The organism is Pseudomonas sp. NPDC087598, assembly GCF_044743525.1.
GTDB lineage: Bacteria > Pseudomonadota > Gammaproteobacteria > Pseudomonadales > Pseudomonadaceae > Aquipseudomonas.
In genome coordinates this window covers 24,679-46,004 of the sequence record NZ_JBIUWQ010000001.1, presented here as the reverse complement: position 1 = coordinate 46,004, position 21,326 = coordinate 24,679, and the positions used below count along the sequence as shown (strand labels likewise).

General features: G+C 58.9%; 19 protein-coding genes. 9 read left to right on the top strand and 10 right to left on the bottom strand.

What is annotated here, in order from left to right; genetic code table 11:
• Positions 1–10: 10 nt before the first annotated feature.
• Positions 11–988, top strand: a complete 978-nt coding sequence (locus ACIOWE_RS00235; protein ID WP_401385810.1) for a 2-hydroxyacid dehydrogenase — start codon at positions 11–13, stop codon at positions 986–988.
• Positions 989–1,116: 128 nt separating this feature from the next.
• On the opposite strand, the gene ACIOWE_RS00230 is transcribed toward ACIOWE_RS00235, so the two are convergent.
• The 4 genes from ACIOWE_RS00230 to ACIOWE_RS00215 form a co-directional block, all read right to left on the bottom strand.
• On the bottom strand, positions 1,117–2,304 hold the full coding sequence (locus ACIOWE_RS00230; RefSeq protein WP_401385807.1) for a pyridoxal phosphate-dependent aminotransferase: 1,188 nt from the start codon (positions 2,302–2,304) through the stop codon (positions 1,117–1,119).
• A gap of 41 nt (positions 2,305–2,345) precedes the next feature.
• Positions 2,346–3,971 carry a methyl-accepting chemotaxis protein gene (locus tag ACIOWE_RS00225; RefSeq protein ID WP_401385804.1) on the bottom strand — a complete coding sequence of 542 codons (1,626 nt, stop codon included), beginning with the start codon at positions 3,969–3,971 and terminating at the stop codon, positions 2,346–2,348.
• 345 nt (positions 3,972–4,316) lie between these two features.
• On the bottom strand, positions 4,317–5,459 hold the full coding sequence (locus ACIOWE_RS00220) for a glycerate kinase (RefSeq protein ID WP_401385801.1): 1,143 nt from the start codon (positions 5,457–5,459) through the stop codon (positions 4,317–4,319).
• A 230-nt stretch (positions 5,460–5,689) separates the two neighbouring features.
• Positions 5,690–6,808, bottom strand: coding sequence for a sugar diacid recognition domain-containing protein (locus ACIOWE_RS00215; protein ID WP_401385798.1), 1,119 nt, complete (start codon positions 6,806–6,808; stop codon positions 5,690–5,692).
• 171 nt (positions 6,809–6,979) lie between these two features.
• On the opposite strand from ACIOWE_RS00215, the gene ACIOWE_RS00210 reads away from it, so the two are divergent.
• Positions 6,980–8,290: an MFS transporter gene (locus ACIOWE_RS00210; protein WP_401385796.1), complete on the top strand. Its 1,311-nt coding sequence runs from the start codon at positions 6,980–6,982 to the stop codon at positions 8,288–8,290.
• 96 nt (positions 8,291–8,386) lie between these two features.
• On the opposite strand, the gene ACIOWE_RS00205 is transcribed toward ACIOWE_RS00210, so the two are convergent.
• Complete coding sequence (locus ACIOWE_RS00205) at positions 8,387–8,743, bottom strand: hypothetical protein (protein ID WP_401385794.1); 357 nt, start codon at positions 8,741–8,743, stop codon at positions 8,387–8,389.
• 98 nt (positions 8,744–8,841) lie between these two features.
• Here ACIOWE_RS00205 and ACIOWE_RS00200 point away from each other — a divergent pair, with 98 nt between their 5' ends.
• The 3 genes from ACIOWE_RS00200 (at position 8,842) to rarD (ending at position 11,897) form a co-directional block, all read left to right on the top strand.
• Complete coding sequence (locus ACIOWE_RS00200) at positions 8,842–9,741, top strand: LysR family transcriptional regulator (RefSeq protein ID WP_401385792.1); 900 nt, start codon at positions 8,842–8,844, stop codon at positions 9,739–9,741.
• Positions 9,742–9,809: 68 nt separating this feature from the next.
• The gene (locus tag ACIOWE_RS00195; RefSeq protein WP_103307154.1) at positions 9,810–10,823 is read left to right on the top strand and encodes an aldo/keto reductase; all 1,014 of its coding nucleotides are present in this window, start codon (positions 9,810–9,812) and stop codon (positions 10,821–10,823) included.
• Between the two features lie 192 nt (positions 10,824–11,015).
• Positions 11,016–11,897 carry an EamA family transporter RarD gene (gene rarD, locus ACIOWE_RS00190; protein WP_401385789.1) on the top strand — a complete coding sequence of 294 codons (882 nt, stop codon included), beginning with the start codon at positions 11,016–11,018 and terminating at the stop codon, positions 11,895–11,897.
• Between the two features lie 84 nt (positions 11,898–11,981).
• Here rarD and hppD read toward each other — a convergent pair whose 3' ends face one another.
• Positions 11,982–13,058: a 4-hydroxyphenylpyruvate dioxygenase gene (gene hppD, locus ACIOWE_RS00185; protein ID WP_201238039.1), complete on the bottom strand. Its 1,077-nt coding sequence runs from the start codon at positions 13,056–13,058 to the stop codon at positions 11,982–11,984.
• Positions 13,059–13,305: 247 nt separating this feature from the next.
• The gene (locus ACIOWE_RS00180; protein WP_401385786.1) at positions 13,306–14,253 is read right to left on the bottom strand and encodes a DMT family transporter; all 948 of its coding nucleotides are present in this window, start codon (positions 14,251–14,253) and stop codon (positions 13,306–13,308) included.
• Between the two features lie 78 nt (positions 14,254–14,331).
• On the opposite strand from ACIOWE_RS00180, the gene ACIOWE_RS00175 reads away from it, so the two are divergent.
• The 3 genes from ACIOWE_RS00175 to ACIOWE_RS00165 all read left to right on the top strand — a co-directional run bounded on the left by ACIOWE_RS00175 (position 14,332) and on the right by ACIOWE_RS00165 (position 17,457).
• Complete coding sequence (locus ACIOWE_RS00175) at positions 14,332–15,204, top strand: LysR family transcriptional regulator (RefSeq protein ID WP_401385783.1); 873 nt, start codon at positions 14,332–14,334, stop codon at positions 15,202–15,204.
• Positions 15,205–15,319: 115 nt separating this feature from the next.
• Complete coding sequence (locus tag ACIOWE_RS00170) at positions 15,320–16,855, top strand: EAL domain-containing protein (RefSeq protein WP_401385780.1); 1,536 nt, start codon at positions 15,320–15,322, stop codon at positions 16,853–16,855.
• A 236-nt stretch (positions 16,856–17,091) separates the two neighbouring features.
• A complete protein-coding gene (locus ACIOWE_RS00165) occupies positions 17,092–17,457 on the top strand; it encodes a histone-like nucleoid-structuring protein, MvaT/MvaU family (RefSeq protein WP_201238036.1) in 366 nt (121 codons plus the stop codon).
• 218 nt (positions 17,458–17,675) lie between these two features.
• Here ACIOWE_RS00165 and ACIOWE_RS00160 read toward each other — a convergent pair whose 3' ends face one another.
• Positions 17,676–18,194, bottom strand: a complete 519-nt coding sequence (locus tag ACIOWE_RS00160) for a DUF4946 domain-containing protein (protein ID WP_401385777.1) — start codon at positions 18,192–18,194, stop codon at positions 17,676–17,678.
• Between the two features lie 139 nt (positions 18,195–18,333).
• On the opposite strand from ACIOWE_RS00160, the gene gloA reads away from it, so the two are divergent.
• Positions 18,334–18,855: a lactoylglutathione lyase gene (gloA, locus tag ACIOWE_RS00155; protein WP_103307162.1), complete on the top strand. Its 522-nt coding sequence runs from the start codon at positions 18,334–18,336 to the stop codon at positions 18,853–18,855.
• 176 nt (positions 18,856–19,031) lie between these two features.
• Here the strand turns inward: gloA and ahpF are convergent, their stop codons facing one another.
• Positions 19,032–20,594 carry an alkyl hydroperoxide reductase subunit F gene (gene ahpF, locus ACIOWE_RS00150; protein ID WP_401385775.1) on the bottom strand — a complete coding sequence of 521 codons (1,563 nt, stop codon included), beginning with the start codon at positions 20,592–20,594 and terminating at the stop codon, positions 19,032–19,034.
• Positions 20,595–20,724: 130 nt separating this feature from the next.
• Positions 20,725–21,288 (bottom strand): alkyl hydroperoxide reductase subunit C, encoded by a 564-nt coding sequence (gene ahpC / locus ACIOWE_RS00145; RefSeq protein ID WP_007912224.1) that lies wholly within the window; start codon positions 21,286–21,288, stop codon positions 20,725–20,727.
• Positions 21,289–21,326: the final 38 nt, after the last annotated feature.

Below are 21,326 nucleotides of genomic sequence, written 5' to 3'. Positions count from 1 at the left end.
GATTTTTGCCATGAAAAAACACGTCGTGCTGTACAAGAAACTCTCGCCCGCGCTGATGGCGCGGCTGCAAGAGCAGTTTGATGTAACGCTGATCGAAAGCCTCGACGCGCAAGGTCTGATGCAACTGCGCGATGCCCTGCCCCGCGCCCACGGTTTGCTCGGTGCCAGTCTGAAACTCGACGCTGCACTGCTCGATCTGGCGCCGCAGTTGCAGGCGATTGCCAGCGTTTCGGTGGGCGTCGACAACTACGACATCGACTACCTGACCCGGCGCAAAATTCTGCTGACCAACACCCCCGACGTGCTCACCGAAACCACCGCCGACACCGGTTTCGCCTTGATTCTGGCCACCGCCCGGCGTGTGGTGGAACTGGCCAACATGGTCCGCAGCGGTCAGTGGCAGCGCAATATCGGCCCGACGCATTTCGGCACCGATGTGCATGGCAAGACGCTCGGAATTATCGGCATGGGCCGGATTGGCGAGGCATTGGCTCAGCGCGGGCATTTCGGTTTTGGCATGCCGGTGCTTTATCACAGCCAGTCGCGCAAACCGGCGGTAGAAGAACGCTTTGCTGCGCAGTACCGCAGCCTTGAGGAGTTGTTGCAGCAAGCCGATTTCATCTGCCTGACCTTGCCGCTGACCGCGCAGACTGAAGGGTTGATCGGTACTGAGCAGTTTGCGCTGATGCGCCCGGAGAGTATTTTCATCAACATCTCACGGGGCAAGGTAGTGGATGAGGCGGCAATGATCGACGCGCTCCGCCAGCAACGGATTCGTGCGGCGGGGCTGGATGTGTTCGAGCGTGAGCCGTTGAATCAGGATTCGCCGTTGTTACAGCTCGATAATGTCGTGGCGACACCGCATATGGGTTCGGCGACCCATGAAACGCGTGAGGCGATGGCGCGGTGTGCGGTGGAGAATCTGCTGGTGGCGTTGGCTGGGGAGAAGCCTTTGAATCTGGTGAATCGGGCTGCCTGGCAGGGTTGAATTATTCGGTGGCTGTGATGCCGCCTTCGCGAGCAGGCTCGCTCCCACACGGGATCTTCAGTGTCCACAAAAACCAATGTGGGAGCGAGCCTGCTCGCGAAAAGGCCAGCCCAGGCAATCCTGAACCATCAGGCACTGCGCGCCTGTAACAGCTGCGCCGCACACAACGCGATTCGCGCACAGGCATCCGCGAGCTTCACTCGATCCAGCACCAGCCCGAGGCGGATATGCCCCGCCGCACTCGGCCCGAACGCCTCTCCGGCGAGCACTGACACGCCATAACCTTCGAGCAGCCGCTCGGCAAACGCCTGCGCGCCCAATCCGGTCTGGCGCACATCGACCATGACGAACATCCCGCCATCCGGTCGAATCGGCTGTAACCCCGGGCACCCGCGCAAGCGCTCGCACACCAGATCCCGGCGCAGGCGATATTCCTCGCGCATCTGCGACACTTCCGGCAGGTCCGAGGCCAGCGCGACTTCCGCGGCTTTCTGGACAAAATCCGGCAGGCCGAACAGCATGCTCAGCGACAGATTGACCAGATGCTCGGCCAAGGATTTCGGGCCGATTGTCCAGCCGATGCGCCACCCGGTCATGGCGTGGGATTTCGACAGGCTGTTGATCGTCGCCGTGCGCTCGGCCATACCCGGCAGGCTCGCCGGGCTGATGTGCCGGCCTTCGTAAAGGAGTTCGCTGTAGACCTCGTCGCTGATCAGCCACAAGTCATGGTGAATACACAGCGCCGCTAGTTCCTGCCAGATCAGCAGCGGCAGGCTCGCGCCACAAGGGTTGTTCGGACTGTTGAGCAGCATGGCGCGGGTCTTCGGGGTGATTCGCGCGGCAACATCGGCAGGGTCGACGCGAAAGCCGTTTTCCGGACGCACCGGCACCGGCACCACGGTCGCGCCGCAAGCGCCGAACACCCCTTCATACGTGACGTACATCGGCTCGGCGACGATCACCTCGTCGCCCGGATCCAGCAAGCATTGCGCCACCGAATACACCGCGCACTGCGCGCCGGGCATGACAATCACATGATCGGCGTCGACCGCCTGACCACTGCGTTGCCGGTGACGACCGGCAATCAACTTGCGCAGCGCCAGCCGGCCACGGACTTCGGAATAATGCGTATCGCCCGCCAGCAGGCTGTCGATGGCGCCGTGGACGATCGGCAGTGGTGTATCAAAATCGGGATCGCCCACGCTCAGCAGCAATATATCGACACCCTCGGCGCGCAACTCCAGCGCTCGGTCGTGAATCTGCCAGGCCGCTGCTCCCTCCCCGGCGATTCGTTGGGTCAAGGCTGAATAGCGCATGTACGTCTCCTGATTGCGCAGTCTCCAGCCTTCACCCTATCTCAAATCACAAAACGCGCCACCATGGCGTTCAAATCCACCGCCAGACGCGACAGTTCGTGGGTCGCGGCGCTGGTCTGGTTGGCGCCGGCGGCCGATTGCGTGGCCAGGTCGCGGATGTTCACCAGGTTGCGGTCGACTTCACGCGAGACTTGCGCCTGCTCTTCCGAAGCGCTGGCAATGACCAGGTTGCGTTCGTTGATCTGGTGGATCGACTGGGTGATCTGCTCCAGGGCAACGCCGGCAGCGCGGGCCATTTCCAGAGTGGACTGGGTGCGCTGATTGCTTTGCTGCATCGAGGAAACCGCTTCGCCAGTGCCGTTCTGGATGCCGGCGACCATTTTTTCGATTTCCTGAGTCGACTGCGCGGTGCGATGGGCCAGTGCGCGCACTTCGTCCGCGACCACGGCAAAACCGCGTCCGGCCTCACCGGCACGCGCCGCTTCGATGGCCGCGTTGAGTGCCAGCAGGTTGGTCTGTTCGGCGATGGCGCGGATCACGTCGAGCACTTTGCCGATGTCGCGACCTTGTGCGGCCAGACCTTCGATCATCTGCGCGGTGTTCTGCACGTCGTGGGTCATGGTCTGGATCGCGTCGACGGTTTTCACCACTTGATCACGACCTTCACGGGCGGCGTGGGTCGACTGGTTCGAGGCTTCGGACGTCGACACGGCGTTGCGCGCAACTTCCTCGACCGCAGCGGTCATCTCGTTGACGGCGGTGGCGGCTTGTTCGATCTCGTTGTTCTGCTGTTGCAGACCACGGGATGCCTCCTCCGTCACCGCGCTGAGTTCTTCGGCGGCAGCGCCCAGTTGCGTGGCGGAACCGGCGATCTGTTCGATGGTTTTGCGCAGGTTGGTCTGCATCGCGGCGAGAGCGGCGAGCAGGCGCGCCGGTTCGTCCTTGCCGTCGATTTCGATAAGTTTGGTCAGGTTGCCATCGGCGATGGTTTGCGCCGCCTCAACCGCACGGTTCAGCGGGGTGACGATGCTGCGCGTCAACAACAGCGCCAGCAACACGGTGGCGAGCGCGGCAACCACCGCAACGATGACGATGCCGGTAATGGCGCTGTCGTAATGATCGCCCGCCTGAAGCGATGCAGTTTTCGCATCGGCAGCGTTGATGGCGATCAGTCTATTCAACTGCTCGCCCATCTGGTCGGTACCGTCCTTGATCCGCGTGTTCATCAGAATGCGCATGTCTTCGAGCTTGTCCTGACGCGACAAGTCCATCATCTGGTTCTGCGCTTGCAAGTAGCTGTCCAGCGTCGATGTGAAGGTCTGGTATAGAGCACGTTCCTCACCACCGGCCGGCAGCGCAGCATAGCTGGCTTGAGCTGCGCGCAACTTGTCGAGCACCGCGCCAATGCGCCCCACAGTATCCTGCAAGTCGGAGGGTTCGCGATTGACCAGTGTGCGGTAGGACAAGATCCGCAGACGCAAAACGTTTTCCGTCACCGCGCTGAGTTGAGCCACGCTGGGAATCTGGTTCGACTCCATGTCGATGGAAGCCTGGCGGATGATCGACATGCGATTGACGGCGAACACGCCGAGCACGATCACCAGCAGGGCAATAAAGGCAAAACCGAGGAAGGCACGGGGCGCGATATTCAGGTTACGCAAGGACATGGTTGGACTCTCGGAAAGTAGAAACAACGAGCGTCCATGCCGTGATCACTGACCCGTGAGACGGGCTTCGGTCCGGCGTCACTGTGTTGGAAGGTTTTGTGCACGCCTGATAGCTATATCGGCCAGGCTTTAGGAAGGTTGTGGGTCAAGAGTAAATATTTTTCAGGCTGTTACGACAATGAAACATCTTGAAGCTACTCCCGCTCCTGTGGCGAGGGGATTTATCCCCGTTGGGCTGCGAAGCGGCCCCTTACAATCCTTCAAGCACTTCGCATACGCAGGATTGGCGACTGCTGCGCAGCCGATCGGGGATAAATCCCCTCACCACAGGGTTCTCGGTGCCGTTCAGGACTGGTGTCTGGCCAGTTGCCAGACGCGGGCGATGTCGGTGGCGCGTTCGCGCAGTAACCGTGGCGCTTCGGCGCAGGCCTGTTCCAGTGTCATCGGGCCGCTGGTCACGGCGAATGCGGCATCGATACCGTGACCATAAAGTTCCTGGTATCCCTCACCCAAAGTGCCGGCAATCACGATCACTGGAACCTGCGCCTGCTTGGCAATCCGTGCGACGCCGAACGGGGTTTTGCCACGCAGTGTCTGGGCATCGAAGCGCCCTTCGCCAGTGATCACCAGATCTGCGTCGTTGACGGCCTCGGCCAAGCCGACCAGTTCGGCGACCACTTCGACACCGGCCTGAAACTGCGCGCCAAGAAACGCCTTGGCCGCGAACCCCAAACCACCCGCCGCGCCGCTGCCCGGCTCATCACGCACGTCTTTGCCCAATGCTTGAGCACACAGCTCGGCGAAGTGGCCGAGGGCGTGATCGAGTTGTTGAACCTGAACGGGCGACGCACCTTTCTGCGGACCGAAAATCGCCGAAGCGCCGTGCGGCCCGCACAGGGGATTGTTGACGTCGGCGGCGATGTCGAAACGCACCTGCGCCAGGCGCGGGTCCAGTTCGCTCAGGTCCAGTCGTGCCAATTGCGCCAACGCCAAACCACCCGGCACCAGCGACTGCCCTTGAGCGTCGAGCAATTTCACTCCCAGCGCCTGCATCGCCCCGGCGCCGCCATCGTTGGTTGCGCTGCCGCCAATCGCCAGAATCACCCGTTGCGCACCAGCATCCACCGCTGCGCGAATCAGTTCGCCGGTGCCGAACGTGCTGCTGATGCACGCATCGCGCTGCCCCAGCGGCACCAGTTGCAGACCGCTGGCCTCGGCCATTTCGATGATTGCCGTGTGGTTGTGCGGCAACCAGCCCCACGCAGCGTCAACCGCTGCACCCAATGGGCCGCGCACGCGGGTACGGCGCAGTTCGCCTTCACACGCGGCAAGAATCGATTCGACGGTGCCTTCGCCGCCATCGGCCATTGGGCACTTGACCAGCGTGGCGTGTGGCCAGACTTGCGCCAGGCCCAGCGCAATGGCTTCGGCAACGCCTTGGGCACTCAGGCTGTCCTTGAATGAATCGGGGGCGATGACGATTTTCATGCGAATTCTCCTGTTCGAATGCCCCTCATGCTGCCAGTCGGCATGCACATTGACGCCTGTCCGCTGCACAAATGGCGCGGGGGTTTATTGTTCATTTCTACAAAAGCCCTGGAATGGATGGCGAATCCCCCGGCCTCATCGCTGGCAAGCCAGCTCCCACAGGGATCTTCGCCGAACCGGCAAACTGTGGGAGCTGGCTTGCCAGCGATGGCGTCAGCAAAGAAAACCGATTAATTCGGATCAGTCTGTGGCAACAACTGCACGCCAAGGTAGAGGGCCAACATGCCCTCCAGCCGTAAAGGATCCACTCCACTGATCTCGGCAATCCGCTCCATCCGGTAACGCAGGCTGTTGCGGTGAATCCCCAGCGCATCGGCACACGCCTGACTCTGCCCATCGTGATCACACCAACTGCGTAGCGTCGCCAGTAACTGGCCGTTGCCATCCTTGGCGATCACCTTGCGCAACGGTTTGAGCAATTCGTCCAGCGCGTCATCATTGCGATGACGCCACAACATCACCGGCAAGCGGTAGCGATTGAGGATCAGCAGACGCGAGTGCGGTAACACCTCGCGGCCATAAGCGAGCAAGTCCGCCACGCGTCGATAACACCGACGCAATCCGGCCAGGCCATCCGCCTGCCCGCCCACGGCGATGCGCAGAATGTTCCAGCCCAACGCATCGAGCTTTTCCAGTAGACGATCATGTTCGATGGTCAGGCTCGCCGGCCGACACCACAGCAACGACGACTTCGCCGATGTCACGCACCAACTGTCCGGGAAGCGCGAGTTCAGCCAGGCACTCAGGGCCTCGACGGTTTGCCCCGGCCCGTGTTCAGTGCCCAACTCGAACAGATACGGCACTCGGGTCATTTGTGGCTTGAGCCCGAGTTGCTGCGCTTCATCGAGCAAGCGTGGCGAGTCCCCCGCTTCACTCAACAGCAACGCCAACAAATCATCGCAACGCTGGCGCCGCCATTGCTGCTCGGCCTGCTGATTGCGCTGGCCAACCAGCATCTCCGCCGTCATCCGCACCAGCTCGGCGTAAGTGCGCAGTTGTTCCGGTTCTCCGGTGATGCCAAGCACGCCGATCAAACGCTGATCGAGCAACAGCGGCAAGTTGATCCCGGGTTGCACGCCTTTCAGGTGCAGGGCGGTCGGCCCGTCGATCTCCACGACCCGACCGTTGGCCAGCACCAGTTGCGCGCCTTCGTGGCGGGTGTTGATGCGCTCCGGTTCGCCACTGCCGAGGATCAGCCCCTGGCTGTCCATGACATTGACGTTGTACGGCAAAATGGCCATGGCCCGGTCGACGATGTCCTGCGCGAGGTCGTGATCGAGTTCGAACATAACGGAGAAAATCCTTATAGACAGGCACGGACGGTTGTTCACCCGCACAGGGCTTGGCGCAAAACCCTGTGCTCAGGCACAAAGACAATCCGGCCAAAGGTGGCCGAGACTCTCAGGGCGATCAACGTTACCCTTTGCATCGCAAAAAATCATAATAAAGAGAGAGCCGCTATGTCGCAGAGCGCCGCAGCTACCCAGACCATCGAAGACGATAAAAACGCCGTTTATAAACGCATCACCCTGCGTTTAATCCCCTTCATCTTCATCTGCTACCTGTTCAACTACCTCGACCGGGTCAACGTTGGATTCGCCAAACTGCAGATGCTCGATGCACTGAAATTCAGCGAAACCGTATACGGCCTCGGGGCCGGCATTTTCTTCATCGGCTACGTGCTGTGCGGCGTACCGAGCAACCTGGCGTTGACCAAGTTCGGTCCACGGCGCTGGATTGCCGTGATGATGATCACTTGGGGCACGCTGTCGACCTGCCTGTTATTTGTCACCACACCGACCGGGTTCTACACCCTGCGTCTGTTTACCGGGGCGGCCGAAGCCGGATTCTTCCCGGGCGTTGTGCTGTATCTCTCGCAGTGGTTCCCGACGTTCCGCCGTGGTCGGATCATGGCACTGTTCATGTCGGCGATCCCGGTTTCCGGTTTACTCGGCAGTCCGTTTTCCGGCTGGATTCTCAATCACTTCGCTGCGGGCCAGGGCGGCCTCGCCGGCTGGCAGTGGATGTTTCTGCTGCAGGGCATTCCGACCGTTGTCCTTGGCGCGCTGGCGTATTTCCTGCTCAGCGACAGCTTCGCCAATGCCAAATGGCTGACCCCGCACGAGCGCGCGGTACTGGAAGCCGATCAGGCCGAAGACTTGGCGAACAAGCCGAAAACCACCTCCGACTCACTGCTTGCGGTATTCAAGAACCCGGCGATCTGGGCGTTTGGCCTGATTTATTTCTGCATCCAGAGTGGCGTGTACGCGATCAATTTCTGGCTGCCGTCGATCATCAAGAACCTCGGTTTCAGCGATAACCTGGTGATCGGCTGGTTGAGCGCCATTCCGTATCTGCTGGCGGCGGTGTTCATGCTGGTCGTCGGGCGCTCGGCGGATCTGCGCAAAGAGCGCCGCTGGCATCTGGTGGTGCCGATGCTGATGGGCGCTGTCGGCCTGATCATCGCGGTGAATTTCGCCGCCAACCCGGCGATTGCGATCTTGGGTCTGACCATTGCAACCATGGGCGCGCTGACCGGTCTGCCGATGTTCTGGCCGGTACCGACCGCCATGTTGAGCGCAGGCGCTGCCGCCGGTGGTCTGGCGCTGATCAACTCGATGGGGCAGATGGCCGGGTTCCTCAGCCCGTACCTGGTGGGTTGGGTCAAGGACAGCACCGGTTCGACCGACGCGGCGTTGTACCTGCTGGCCGGGGTGATTGTCGGCGGGAGCTTGCTGGCGCTGCGCATGACGCGGACGTTGCGGGCCTGATTCAGACAAGATCAAAAGATCGCAGCCTGCGGCAGCTCCTACACGGGATAGACGTAAACCCTTGTAGGAGCTGCCGCAGGCTGCGATCTTTTGTTTTTAAGCCAACGCATCCAGTTCAAGCACCAGCCCACCCGGCATCTGCACGAAAATCTGCCAGATCCCCTCCCCCGGCACCTGCGCCAACTGATACGGTAATCCACTGTCACGCACTCGCTGCAACACGGTTTCTGCCGGCGTATCGGTGCGAAACGCGATGTGGCTCAGTGCGGTCTCTTCGAACGTCGGCTGCTCGATCACATGCACCAGCGCGTGCGCATCCTGATACAGCCAGCGTCCGGGAAACGGAAACGGCGGTCGGCGACCCCGAGTCAGTCCGAGCAACGCCGCGAAGTTTTCCTGCAACGTCTCGCCGTCAGCGCTGTTAAACGCCAGATGATCGAATGTCCAGGTCATGCGTATCTCCTGTGGTGATTCGTTGATTGAAGTATCGACACTTGCCAATCACGGAAAAATCCCGCTAAAACGCAAAGATCTTTAAAGGATTTTTATCAATGAGCTCGATTCTCGATCTGGAGATCTTCGTCCGCGTGGCCGATTCCGGGAGCATTTCCGCCGCTGCCCGCGCTTTGGAACTGACGCCGGCCGCTGCCAGCATTGCCTTGAAGCGTCTGGAAACCCGACTCGGCATCCGTCTGCTCGCCCGCTCCACTCGCAGCATGCGTTTGACCGAAGAAGGTCGGCGCTATCTGGAAAGCGTGCGCCTGGCCCTGGCGACGCTGGCCGAAGGTGAGCAGACGCTCAAGCAGCAGACCGAAGGCCTGAGCGGTGTGCTGCAACTGGCGGCACCGTCGGATTTCGGGCGCAATGTATTGCTGCCGTGGCTCGACGAGTTCAAGCGCGAACACCCGAACATCCAGCTGCAATTGCTCCTCAACGACCGCCATTCGGACTTGTTTCGCGAGACCGTGGACGTGGCACTGCGCTTCGGTGTGCCGAGCGATTCAACGCTGGTGGCATTGCCGATTCTGCCGCAACACCGCCGAGTCGCCTGCGCCAGCGCGGACTATCTGGCACGGCGTGGCACGCCACTCCATCCCGCCGAATTGAGCGAACACAGTGCCCTGCTCTATTTGCGCAACGGTCGGCCCTACAACACCTGGCGCTTCAGTCGCGGTGACGAAACGCTGGAAATCGAAGTTCGCGGCGACTATCTCAGCGACGATGGCGAGGTTGCTCGCCGCTGGGCGCTGGCCGGCCATGGCATCGCCTACAAGGCTTGGCTCGACGTCGTCGAAGATGTCCGCAGCGGACGTCTGGTGACGCTGTTTGATGATTGGCAAGGTGAGAGCGCGCCGTTCAACCTGTTTTGCCCGCATCGGGTGCAAGTCTCGGAGCGGGTCAAGGTGTTGCAGGCGTTTTTGCAGGAGCGCTCCCAGGCGTGGAGCCGATAATTCACTTTGCCGCGTCGGACGCTTCTGGTATTTGATTAAGGTTTTCCCACAGGCAAAAGGATTTCGGCATGAGCTATCGCACACTGGGTCACTCGGGGTTGCAGGTGTCCACCCTGACGCTCGGCACGATGATGTTTGGCGAACAGACCAGCACCGAGGAATCGCTGCGCATCATCGACAAGGCCTGGGATCAGGGCATCAACTTCATCGACACCGCTGACGTTTACACCAATGGCCGTTCTGAAGAGATCGTCGGCGAAGCGATTGCCGGTAATCGTCACGAGTGGGTGCTGGCAACCAAGGTCGGTTTCGGCCCGGTAGACGGTGTGCCGAACCGCAGCGGTTTGAGCCGCAAACACATCTTCAATGGCCTCGATGCCAGTCTGACCCGTCTGGGCACCGACTATCTCGACATCTATTACCTGCACCGCGAAGACCACAACACGCCGCTGGAAGTCACGGTGTCGGCAATTGGTGACCTGATCCGTCAGGGCAAGATTCGTTATTGGGGTCTGTCGAACTATCGCGGCTGGCGGATTGCCGAGGTGATTCGCATTGCTGACCAACTGGGTGTCGATCGCCCGGTGATCAGCCAGCCGTTGTACAACATCGTCAACCGTCAGGCCGAGACCGAACAGATCACCGCTGCGCAGACTTATGGTCTGGGCGTCGTGCCTTACAGCCCGCTGGCCCGTGGCGTGCTGAGTGGCAAGTACGCACCGGACGTGACTCCGGACGCCAACAGCCGCGCCGGGCGTCAGGACAAGCGCATTCTGGAAACCGAATGGCGGGTGGAATCGCTGCGCATCGCCCAGCAGATCCAGCAATACACCGAGGGACGCGGTGTTGGCATTGTCGAGTTTGCGATTGCCTGGGTGCTGAACAACAGCGCAGTGACTTCGGCGATTGTCGGGCCGCGCACCGAGGCCCAGTGGGACGCGTACACCAAGGCGCAGGCAGTGAAGATCACGGCGGAGGACGAGGCGTTTATTGATTCGCTGGTCACGCCGGGGCATGCCTCGACACCAGGGTTCAACGATGTGAGCCATTTTGTGTCGGGCCGTAAACCGCATCAGGCCTGACCCGATTACTGTAGGAGCTGCCGCAGGCTGCGATCTTTTGATTTTTTTTCGGATCAAGATCAAAAGATCGCAGCCTGCGGCAACTCCTACAGGGTGGAAGGAGTGTTGAAAATAATGGCCATCCGGCCATTATTCAGCACAAAAACCACGTATCCTTCGCGCCCCGTTTGATCACCCACCCGCGAGGACAGTTTGTCTAAAGGTATCGCTTTATCGGTTTCAGCCTCGGTGCTGTTTGCCGTCATGTATTACTACACCTCGTTGCTCACCCCGTTGAGTGGCATGGAAATCTTTGGCTGGCGGATGCTGCTGACGGTGCCGTGCATGACCGTGTTCATGCTGGTATCCGGTGAATGGCGGCGGGTGCTGGAGCTGGTGCGCCTGATGGCGGCGAAGCCGAAATTGATCGCCGGACTGATCGTCTCGGCAGCTTTGCTCGGCGTGCAGTTGTGGCTGTTCATGTGGGCGCCGCTCAACGGTTACAGCCTCGATGTGTCGCTGGGCTACTTCCTGTTGCCACTGGCCATGGTGCTGACCGGTCGGATTGCCTACGGCGAAAGCCTGTCTTACCTGCAAAAGATCGCCGTGTTTTTCGCAAGCCTGGGCGTGTTGAACGAGTTGTATCAGGTCGGTGGATTTTCCTGGGCGACCCTGGTGGTGGTGATCGGCTATCCGCTCTATTTCGTGCTGCGCAAATACCTGAAGACTGACAATCTCGGCGGCCTGTGGGTCGACATGACCTTGATGTTGCCGGTGGCTTACTGGTTCGTGCACGGCGGTGATCAGGGTTTTGGCGTGTTCGATCAATACCCGGGGCTGTTGTGGCTGATTCCATTACTCGGCTTGATCAGCGCTTCGGCATTGGTGGTTTACATCATTGCCAGCCGTTTGCTGCCGTTCAGCCTGTTTGGTTTGTTGAGTTACGTTGAGCCGGTGTTGCTGCTCGGTGTGGCGTTGTTGCTCGGTGAGAGCATCAAGTCAGGAGAATGGCTGACCTACATTCCGATCTGGCTGGCGGTTGTGGTGTTGGTGTTTGAAGGGTTTAAACATTTGATGCGCCAGCGACGGCCTTAAAAGCAAAAAGATCGTCCGATCGCGGCCCGCGCCTTCGGACGATCTTTTGATCTGAAAAGCCTGGCCGAAGCCAGGCTTTTTTGTTTACTCGGCGGTCAGTACACCACGGCGCACCTGGTCACGCTCGATCGACTCGAACAGTGCCTTGAAGTTGCCCTCGCCGAAACCATCATCGCCTTTGCGCTGAATGAATTCGAAGAACACCGGGCCCATCAGGGTTTCCGAGAAGATCTGTAGCAGCAGACGTCTGTCGCCCTGCTCCGACGCACCATCGAGCAGGATGCCGCGCGACTGCAGTTGATCAACCGGCTCGCCATGGTTCGGCAGGCGGCCTTCGAGCATTTCGTAGTAGGTGTCCGGCGGCGCGGTCATGAAGCGCATGCCGATCTTCTTCAGTTGATCCCAGGTCTTGATCAGGTCATCAGTGAGGAACGCAACGTGCTGAATGCCCTCGCCGTTGAACTGCATCAGAAACTCTTCGATCTGCCCGGCGCCCTTGGACGACTCTTCGTTCAGCGGGATGCGGATCATGCCGTCCGGTGCGGTCATCGCTTTCGAGGTCAGGCCGGTGTACTCGCCCTTGATGTCGAAATAACGGATTTCGCGGAAGTTGAACAGCTTCTCGTAGAAGTTCGCCCAGTAGGCCATGCGACCGCGATACACGTTGTGCGTCAGGTGGTCGATGATCTTCAGGCCGGCACCGACCGGGTTGCGGTCAACGCCTTCGATAAACACGAAGTCGATGTCATAGATCGAGCTGCCTTCGCCGAAACGGTCGATCAGGTACAGCGGCGCGCCGCCGATGCCTTTGATCGCCGGCAGATTCAATTCCATCGGGCCGGTTTCGATGTGAATCGGCTGAGCGCCGAGTTCCAGTGCGCGGTTGTAGGCCTTTTGCGAATCCTTGACCCGGAACGCCATGCCGCACACCGACGGGCCGTGCTCAGCCGCGAAGTACGAAGCAACGCTGTTCGGTTCATTGTTGAGGATCAGGTTGATCGCGCCCTGACGGTACAGGTGCACGTTCTTGGAGCGGTGGGTCGCGACTTTGGTGAAGCCCATGATCTCGAAGATCGGCTCCAGGGTGCCAGGGACCGGCGAAGCGAGCTCGATGAATTCAAAGCCCATCAGGCCCATTGGGTTTTCGTATAAATCTGCCATGGTGGCGCCTCATCATTTCTTATCAATTAACCAGGGTTATTTGTCAGTAAATGCTGAGACCGAAGGGTGGCGCGCAGGAGATGCCACGCACACTGCGGGCGAGGAAGTCACCGTAGATCAGTTGAAACCCGAATATCTTCATTGTCGACCCAAGGCTCTAGCGGGCGAGGCTTCTGCTGCCAGAAGACGATTATTATTGTATGCGTAACCCGATTCTACACAGCGTAAATAGGCTTGTCTGCTCTCTCTATAAAATCCGCTTTTCTGGCGAGGGTGCAAGGGGTTTGTTGCACAGGTAGATGCCCGCCAGGATCAACACCCCGCCCAGGCACATGGCCAGCGTCAATTGCTCACCGAGCAGCAGTGCGCCGAAGATCACGGCGGTCAATGGATTCAGGGCGATGAACACGCCTGAACGTGTTACACCGATTTTGCGGATGCCCTCGTAGTAGCCGATGTAAGCCAGCGCCGAGCCGAAAACACCGAGGTAGATCAGGCTCGACCACTGCGGCGTGCCGAGTTCTGTCAGGGCGGTCCAACTGACTTCGCCGCGCAGCGCTGCCAGCGTCCAGAGCATCAACGTGCCGATAAGGATCGAATACGTCACGGTCTGCACCGAGCCCAGCGTCTGGTTGAGACTGCGGGAAAACAGCGAGTAAACACCCCAGCCAAAAACGCACCCCAGAATCAACAGATCGCCGATCCACGCGTCGGGCGTTGTGGCCAGCAGTTGCGGATTGCGACTGACAATCACCAAACCGGCGCCGAGGATGCAGATCGCAATACCCGCGACTTTCACGCGTCCCAGGCGTTCCTTGAACAATGCCCAGGATGCGAGGCCGATCATCGCCGGGTTCAACGCGACAATCAACGAGGCTCGCGAAGCGTTGATGTACTGCAAGCCATAAAAGAAGCACAGGTTGTAGAAAAAGATGCCACAGAAGCCCAGCAGTGTCAGTTGCAGCCATTGCCGTAGCGTGGGGCGCGCCAACGGAATCCGCATGATCCACAAGAAACCCAGCAGCGCGGCACTGGCCAGCAAGAAACGCAGACTGGCGGCAAAAACCGGGCTGAGGCCGCCGGCCAGAAATCGCCCGGCGACGAATGTCCCGCCCCAGATCATGGTCACGACCGCCAGCACCAGATAGACCGGCATGTCGGATGGGGTTGTACAGGTTTGCTCTACGTTACGCATGACACTCCAAACCAAATCGCTTGAGGATGGCGTTATCATTCATCTCATTCTTCATCATCGTAAAATGAGCAATTACTCATGACCCTCACGCAGCTGGAGATATTCTCGCTGGTCGCCGAGCTTCGTGGTTTTACCCTCGCGGCCCATCGCCTGGGAATTTCACAGTCGGCGGTGTCCCATGCGATGAAATCGCTGGAGCAGGAACTCGGCGTCGAACTGCTGCGCCGGCATCAGTCACAGGTAGAGCTCAGTGATATTGGTGAGCAATTATTGCTGCGCGCCCGGGCGATGCTCGGACTGGCCAATACCCTGCGCCAGGAGGCCGCCGATGCCCGAGGCATGAAAAGCGGTACGTTGCGTATCGGCTCATTCGGCCCGACCTCATCGATCAAGTTACTGCCAGAGATCCTGCGGCGTTATCGCGAAGCCCATCCGGGCATCGAAGTACACGTGGATGAAGGCCCGGACCGGCAAGTCATGCAGTGGCTGGAAGAGCGCCGTATCGACGTCGGTTTCGTGGTGCTGCCCGAAGAGCGTTTCGATACCTTTGCGTTGATCGAAGATCAAATGGTTGCCCTCCTCCCTATCGCCCATCCCTTGGCCACGCGAACCGAGTTGAGCCTGAAAGAGCTTTGCACCGATCCGTTCATCTTGACCGAGGCCGGGTCGTCAGAGCTGGTATCACGATTGTTCAACGCGGCACGCCTGACACCGAATATTCGCTATCGCTGCTCGCAATTGCTCAGCACGCTCGACACGGTCAGCCGGGGCGACGCTATCACGGTGGTCGCAGAAGGTTCGCTACCGGACTCGCCACATTGCGGCTACGTAGCAATACCGCTGTCGCCAAGCGTTAAACGTCAGATCGGCCTTGCCGTCCTCGACCAACGTCAGGCCTCACCCGCAACACTGGCCTTTATTGATATGGCTACACGGATGAACCAGCGCTGAGCGGCGCAAGTGTTATCGGCCATCTATCATCCCATTGGCTGAACCGTTTTCCCCCGATGCGCCACTGCCCGGTCGGCATTCGAGAGTTCTCATTTTTTTGCGACAGGATGCGCCCATGCCGTTAACCGTCAGACCCCGCCGCAAGCGCAGCGCCCGCATCACCGTAACACTGCTCAGCGGCCTGCTTCCGGTGTTGCTGGGCAGCGTGATTCTTTACATGCAGGCCGAGCGCACGCTCCAGCAGAGTTCGCAGCTGACCGCCGAAGAAGCGTTGCGCCAGTTCGAGTTGATGCTCGACAACACCGCGCAGGCCGCCCGGGAGTTGCTGCCGCTGGCCGGACAATCGTGTGAAGACGTCAAATTGGCGCTGCGCGAGCAAGTAACTCGCCGCCCTTTCGTGCGCTCGACCAATCTGGTGTGGGACGACAACCTCTATTGCAGCTCGTTGTTCGGCGACTATAAGGAAGCCGTTAACGCGGGTGACTACAACCAGGGCAAGTTGTGGTTGATGAACGGCAATCCGGTCACGCCCAATACCGCGCTGCTGGTGTATCGACTCAGTGAAGGTCGCGGCGGTGCACTGACGACGCTGGACGGCTATCACCTGAGCAACATATTGCGTTTGATCGGCCGGCAGACGCTGCTATTACTGCAAGTAGGCGACAACTGGCTGTCCGCCGATGGCAAAGTTCATCAGGGTGCCCTCCCCGCACTGCCAGTCGCGCAGAGCGTGCTCAATTCGTCGCGCTATGCGTTCAGTGTGTCGGCGGGATTTCCCAAGGGTGAGACCTGGCGCTTTATGGCCGACGAATACCCGCCATTGCTCAGCCTGTTGATTTTTTTTGGAGTGATTTCAGGCGCGATCGGTCATGTCTTGCAGAAGCGTTCCACCTCGCCGAGCCATGAAATGCTCCGCGCGCTGGAGGCCGGCGAGTTCATTCCCTATTTCCAGCCAGTGGTTCACGGCGACACTAAGCAATGGTCGGGCGCCGAGGTACTGATGCGCTGGAATCATCCCAAAGAGGGGCTGGTGCGCCCGGATCTGTTTATTCCGTTTGCCGAACATTCGGGATTGATCGTGCCGATGACCCGCGCCTTGATGCGGCAGACCGCAGCGTTGCTCGGACCTCAATCATCGAGCTTCACTACGCCCTTTCACATCGGCATCAACATCACCGCCAGCCATTGTCAGGACCTGGCGTTGGTGAAGGACTGCCGGGAGTTTCTCACTGCCTTCGCGCCCGGCAGCGTCAACCTGGTGCTGGAGTTGACCGAGCGCGAGCTGATCGAGCCGACCGACACCACGCGACAATTGTTTGAGCAACTGCACGCCCTGGGTGTGAAGATCGCCATCGACGACTTCGGCACCGGGCATTCGAGCCTGGGTTACTTGCGCAAATTCAATGTGGACTTCCTCAAGATCGATCAGAGTTTCGTCGCCATGATCGGCATCGATGCGCTCTCACGGCATATTCTCGACACCATCATCGAACTCTCGGCCAAGCTTGATCTGGGCATTGTTGCCGAAGGTGTCGAAACTCAGGCGCAGGCCGATTATCTGACCGCGCATAACGTTAACTTTCTGCAGGGCTATCTGTACGGCAAACCCATGCCGGCAGCAGACTTCATTAGTGCATTAAGTCACCATTAACTAAAAGGGATAAAGCGCAGACCGGCTGACAAGACGCACCAAATTGATACAAAAGACCACTGCTGTTACATGAAGACAACATCAGGATTTACTCCAGACGCATTAACAACTACAATTTTTCTTGCCTGCGCAAAGATTGGCAGGTGAGCCAATTATCACCGAGTCGCTACAAGGCTCTTGGCTTATAGCTTTGTTTGCGGTTGGTATCAGCCAAATACACTATTGGAGTAAAGATATTGTCCAGACTCGCTGAATTTCGTGCAGCTGAAAAGGCCCTTCAGGAACAGCTCAAGCAGCTGGAATCGCTGAAGAACGATGCCGGGCTCAAGAAAGAAATCGAATTCGAAGAAAAGCTCCAGGGGCTGATGAAACACTACGGCAAAGGCCTGAAAGACATCATCGCCATTCTCGATCCGAACCCGACAAAATCCGCTCTGCAAGCGTCTGCAGCGCCTAAAACCCGCCGCGCTCGCGTGGTCAAGGTCTATCAGAACCCGCATACCGGCGAACTGATCGAGACCAAGGGCGGCAACCACCGCGGCCTGAAGGCCTGGAAGGAACAATACGGTGCCGCTACCGTTGATTCCTGGTTGCGCGGTTAATCCCTCGCCAACATGAAGCCCTGCACGATGCAGGGCTTTTTTATTGACAATATCTAACAAATGAAATGAATTTCATCGAGCAAGTTGCGATTTCTCTGTAACGTCACTGAGCCAGAAACCTAAACATTTTGCTGCATCCTGTTGCGAGCGAAGGCCAACCTTTAACTTTGTGCTTAATCCCTTCGGGTATCTAACCGGGCTGCGAAGAGAACAGACGTTTAAAGTTTCAAGCTGTTTCTAGCCGCCGTTATTTCGTCGGCGCTTGCCTTATAAATCTCGGCCTGACCGGCATAGGAAAGAACATAAGCCTTATCCGCTTCGACTGCCGCGACGAGCGTTTGCGATAACACGTGCCGGCCATTTTCGGTCACCGTGCAAGTCGTCTCTAGCGCGGGCAATGAACCGAGGGTCGCCGGATGCACCTTGTTGCAGACACTTTGATAGCCGCCCTGAAAAAAGTCCTTCTGGACCGATTTACGCATCTCCAGCAGCACGCCTTGCAAGTTGACCTGATGATCACTTTCGACCTGAGTCATGGTCAGCTCCATCACCATGACCTGATTGCCATCGGCATCGTTCTTGACCGCGCGCTGCCTGGAAACTTGCGCAGTAGTATCAGGCAATGCCTCGACTTCCCAACCGGCGGGCCAGGTGATGCTCGGCGCATCGGCCAGCACCGTAGCCGAGACAAGAGACAAACCAAAGAAAACTAACAGGGTTTTGCACAGTCGGATCATTGCCGGACACACTCGCGGATTGAGCCATAAAGTCTGAGCCCCGCCCGGGCGCAGGGCAAGCCCGCCCTTTCATTTGGCGATGCCGGCAGGCATGCGTATCATTGCGTCCATTCACTCGCCCATAGTTATTGGAGGGCCCATGAGCCTGCACGAACTGAACACTTTCCCCGGCGTTACCGCCACCCCAGACAGCGCAACCCGCAATTTCGTTTTCAACCACACCATGCTGCGCGTGAAGGACATCACCAAGTCCCTGGATTTCTACACCCGCGTACTGGGCTTCTCGCTGGTTGAAAAGCGCGATTTCCCGGAAGCCGAATTCAGCCTGTACTTCCTCGCCCTGGTCGACAAGGCGCAGATCCCGGCCGACGCCGCTGCCCGCACCGAATGGATGAAATCGATTCCAGGCATTCTGGAGCTGACGCATAACCACGGCACCGAAAACGATGCTGATTTTGCCTATCACAATGGCAACACTGATCCGCGTGGTTTCGGCCACATCTGCATCTCGGTGCCGGATATCGTTGCCGCTTGCGCGCGCTTTGAAGAGTTGGGCTGCGACTTCCAGAAGCGCCTGACCGATGGCCGCATGAAGAGCCTGGCGTTCATCAAGGATCCGGATGGTTATTGGGTCGAGATCATTCAGCCAACGCCGTTGTAACTGACAGCACAATCCCCCTGTAGGAGTGAGCCTGCTCGCGAAGGCGTCCGGTCAGCCAACATGATCGTTGAATGACACACCGCTTTCGCGAGCAGGCTCGCTCCTACATTTGGATTTGTCTCAGGTATAAAAAAACCCGTGATCGCTCACGGGTTTTTTCATTTATGGCCCTACGGTTACGCCGGCGCCGAAGTGCGGATCAAGTGATCGAAAGCACTCAGCGAAGCCTTGGCGCCCTCGCCCACCGCGATCACGATCTGCTTGTACGGCACGGTGGTCACGTCACCCGCAGCGAAGATCCCCGGGATCGACGTCTCACCACGGTTGTCGACAATGATCTCGCCACGCGGTGACAGCTCGATGGTGCCTTTGAGCCAGTCGGTGTTCGGCAGCAGACCGATCTGCACAAAGATCCCTTCCAGCTCGACAGTGCGCAGCTCGTCAGTGTTGCGATCCTTGTAGCGCAGGCCGTTGACCTTCTCACCGTTGCCAGTGACCTCAGTGGTTTGCGCACTGGTGATCACCGTTACGTTCGGCAGACTGTGCAACTTGCGCTGCAACACGGCGTCGGCACGCAACTGCACGTCGAACTCCAGCAGCGTTACGTGGGAGACAATACCGGCCAGGTCGATGGCCGCTTCAACGCCGGAGTTACCGCCGCCGATCACCGCCACACGCTTGCCTTTGAACAATGGACCGTCGCAGTGCGGGCAGTACGCCACGCCTTTGTTGCGGTATTCCTGCTCGCCCGGCACGTTCATTTCACGCCAGCGCGCACCGGTCGCCAGAATCACACTCTTGGCTTTGAGGGTCGCGCCACTGGCGAAGTGGACTTCGTGCAGCTCGCCATTCTTGCCGGGGATCAGCTTGTCGGCGCGCTGCAGGTTCATGATGTCGACGTCGTACTGTTTGACGTGTTCTTCCAGCGCGGTGGCCAGTTTCGGGCCTTCGGTTTCCTGCACGGAAATGAAGTTCTCGATGGCCATGGTGTCCAGCACCTGACCGCCAAAGCGCTCGGCTGCAACGCCAGTGCGGATGCCTTTACGAGCAGCGTAGATGGCTGCCGAAGCACCAGCCGGGCCACCACCGACGACCAGCACGTCAAAGGCTTGCTTGGCGCTGATTTTCTCGGCCTGACGCTCGATGGCGCCGGTGTCGAGTTTGGCGAGGATCTCTTCCAGGCCCATGCGGCCCTGGCCGAAGTTTTCACCGTTGAGGTAGATGCTCGGCACGGCCATGATCTTGCGATCGTTGACTTCGTCCTGGAACAGCGCACCGTCGATGGCGACGTGGCGGATGTTCGGATTGAGCACGGCCATCAGGTTCAGTGCCTGGACCACGTCCGGGCAGTTTTGGCAGGACAGCGAGAAGTAAGTCTCGAAGCTGAACTCGCCTTTGAGCGAGCGTATCTGCTCGATCACTTCAACGGTGGCCTTCGAAGGATGGCCACCGACCTGCAGCAGGGCCAGCACCAGCGAAGTGAACTCGTGGCCCATCGGGATCCCTGCGAAACGCAGGCTGATGTCAGCACCGGGGCGATTGATCGAGAACGATGGTTTGCGGGCATCGTCACCGCTGTCGATCAGGGTAATTTGGCTCGAAAGACTGGCAACGTCTTTCAGCAGTTCCAGCATTTCACGGGATTTCGCACCGTCGTCGAGGGATGCAACGATCTCGATCGGCTGGGTGACCCGTTCCAGGTACGATTTCAACTGGGCTTTAAGATTGGCGTCCAACATACGGGCGATCTCCTGAATAAATTTGAGGCGAAAAAAAACGCCCGAGCGAATCTCGCCCGGGCGTTTTTATTGGGCGGTGCAGCGTACTTAAGTAGGTGCGGAGTACCGCCCTGAGTTGCGTGTCACAGACTTAGATCTTGCCGACCAGGTCCAGCGACGGAGCCAGAGTGGCCTCGCCTTCTTTCCACTTGGCTGGGCAAACTTCGCCTGGGTGAGCAGCAACGTACTGAGCGGCCTTGATCTTGCGCAGCAGCTCGGAAGCGTCACGGCCAACGCCGCCATCGTTCAGTTCAACGATTTTGATCTGGCCTTCAGGGTTGATCACGAAAGTGCCACGGTCAGCCAGACCAACTTCTTCGATCAGCACATCGAAGTTGCGGGAGATGGCGTGGGTCGGGTCGCCGATCATGGTGTATTCGATTTTGCCGATGGCTGGCGAAGTGTTGTGCCAGGCAGCGTGGGCAAAGTGGGTGTCGGTGGAAACGCTGTAGATCTCTACGCCCAGTTTCTGGAAGGCAGCGTAGTTGTCAGCCAGGTCTTCCAGTTCGGTTGGGCAAACGAAGGTGAAGTCGGCTGGGTAGAAGAACACGACCGACCACTTGCCTTTCAGGTCAGCGTCCGAGACTTGAACGAAGTCGCCGTTTTTGAACGCGGTAGCTTTGAACGGTTTTACTTGGCTGTTGATGATAGGCATTGATGACTCTCCGTCAGTGGTTATGAAGTTGATGGGGT

Excerpts from the sequence above, each read along its gene's own strand:
- ACIOWE_RS00235 (WP_401385810.1), top strand. The coding sequence starts at position 11 with ATGAAAAAACACGTCGTGCTGTACAAGAAACTCTCGCCCGCGCTGATG.
- ACIOWE_RS00230 (WP_401385807.1), bottom strand. The coding sequence starts at position 2,304 with ATGCGCTATTCAGCCTTGACCCAACGAATCGCCGGGGAGGGAGCAGCG.
- ACIOWE_RS00225 (WP_401385804.1), bottom strand. The coding sequence starts at position 3,971 with ATGTCCTTGCGTAACCTGAATATCGCGCCCCGTGCCTTCCTCGGTTTT.
- ACIOWE_RS00220 (WP_401385801.1), bottom strand. The coding sequence starts at position 5,459 with ATGAAAATCGTCATCGCCCCCGATTCATTCAAGGACAGCCTGAGTGCC.
- ACIOWE_RS00215 (WP_401385798.1), bottom strand. The coding sequence starts at position 6,808 with ATGTTCGAACTCGATCACGACCTCGCGCAGGACATCGTCGACCGGGCC.
- ACIOWE_RS00210 (WP_401385796.1), top strand. The coding sequence starts at position 6,980 with ATGTCGCAGAGCGCCGCAGCTACCCAGACCATCGAAGACGATAAAAAC.
- ACIOWE_RS00205 (WP_401385794.1), bottom strand. The coding sequence starts at position 8,743 with ATGACCTGGACATTCGATCATCTGGCGTTTAACAGCGCTGACGGCGAG.
- ACIOWE_RS00200 (WP_401385792.1), top strand. The coding sequence starts at position 8,842 with ATGAGCTCGATTCTCGATCTGGAGATCTTCGTCCGCGTGGCCGATTCC.
- ACIOWE_RS00195 (WP_103307154.1), top strand. The coding sequence starts at position 9,810 with ATGAGCTATCGCACACTGGGTCACTCGGGGTTGCAGGTGTCCACCCTG.
- hppD (WP_201238039.1), bottom strand. The coding sequence starts at position 13,058 with ATGGCAGATTTATACGAAAACCCAATGGGCCTGATGGGCTTTGAATTC.
- ACIOWE_RS00180 (WP_401385786.1), bottom strand. The coding sequence starts at position 14,253 with ATGCGTAACGTAGAGCAAACCTGTACAACCCCATCCGACATGCCGGTC.
- ACIOWE_RS00175 (WP_401385783.1), top strand. The coding sequence starts at position 14,332 with ATGACCCTCACGCAGCTGGAGATATTCTCGCTGGTCGCCGAGCTTCGT.
- ACIOWE_RS00170 (WP_401385780.1), top strand. The coding sequence starts at position 15,320 with ATGCCGTTAACCGTCAGACCCCGCCGCAAGCGCAGCGCCCGCATCACC.
- ACIOWE_RS00160 (WP_401385777.1), bottom strand. The coding sequence starts at position 18,194 with ATGATCCGACTGTGCAAAACCCTGTTAGTTTTCTTTGGTTTGTCTCTT.
- gloA (WP_103307162.1), top strand. The coding sequence starts at position 18,334 with ATGAGCCTGCACGAACTGAACACTTTCCCCGGCGTTACCGCCACCCCA.
- ahpF (WP_401385775.1), bottom strand. The coding sequence starts at position 20,594 with ATGTTGGACGCCAATCTTAAAGCCCAGTTGAAATCGTACCTGGAACGG.
- ahpC (WP_007912224.1), bottom strand. The coding sequence starts at position 21,288 with ATGCCTATCATCAACAGCCAAGTAAAACCGTTCAAAGCTACCGCGTTC.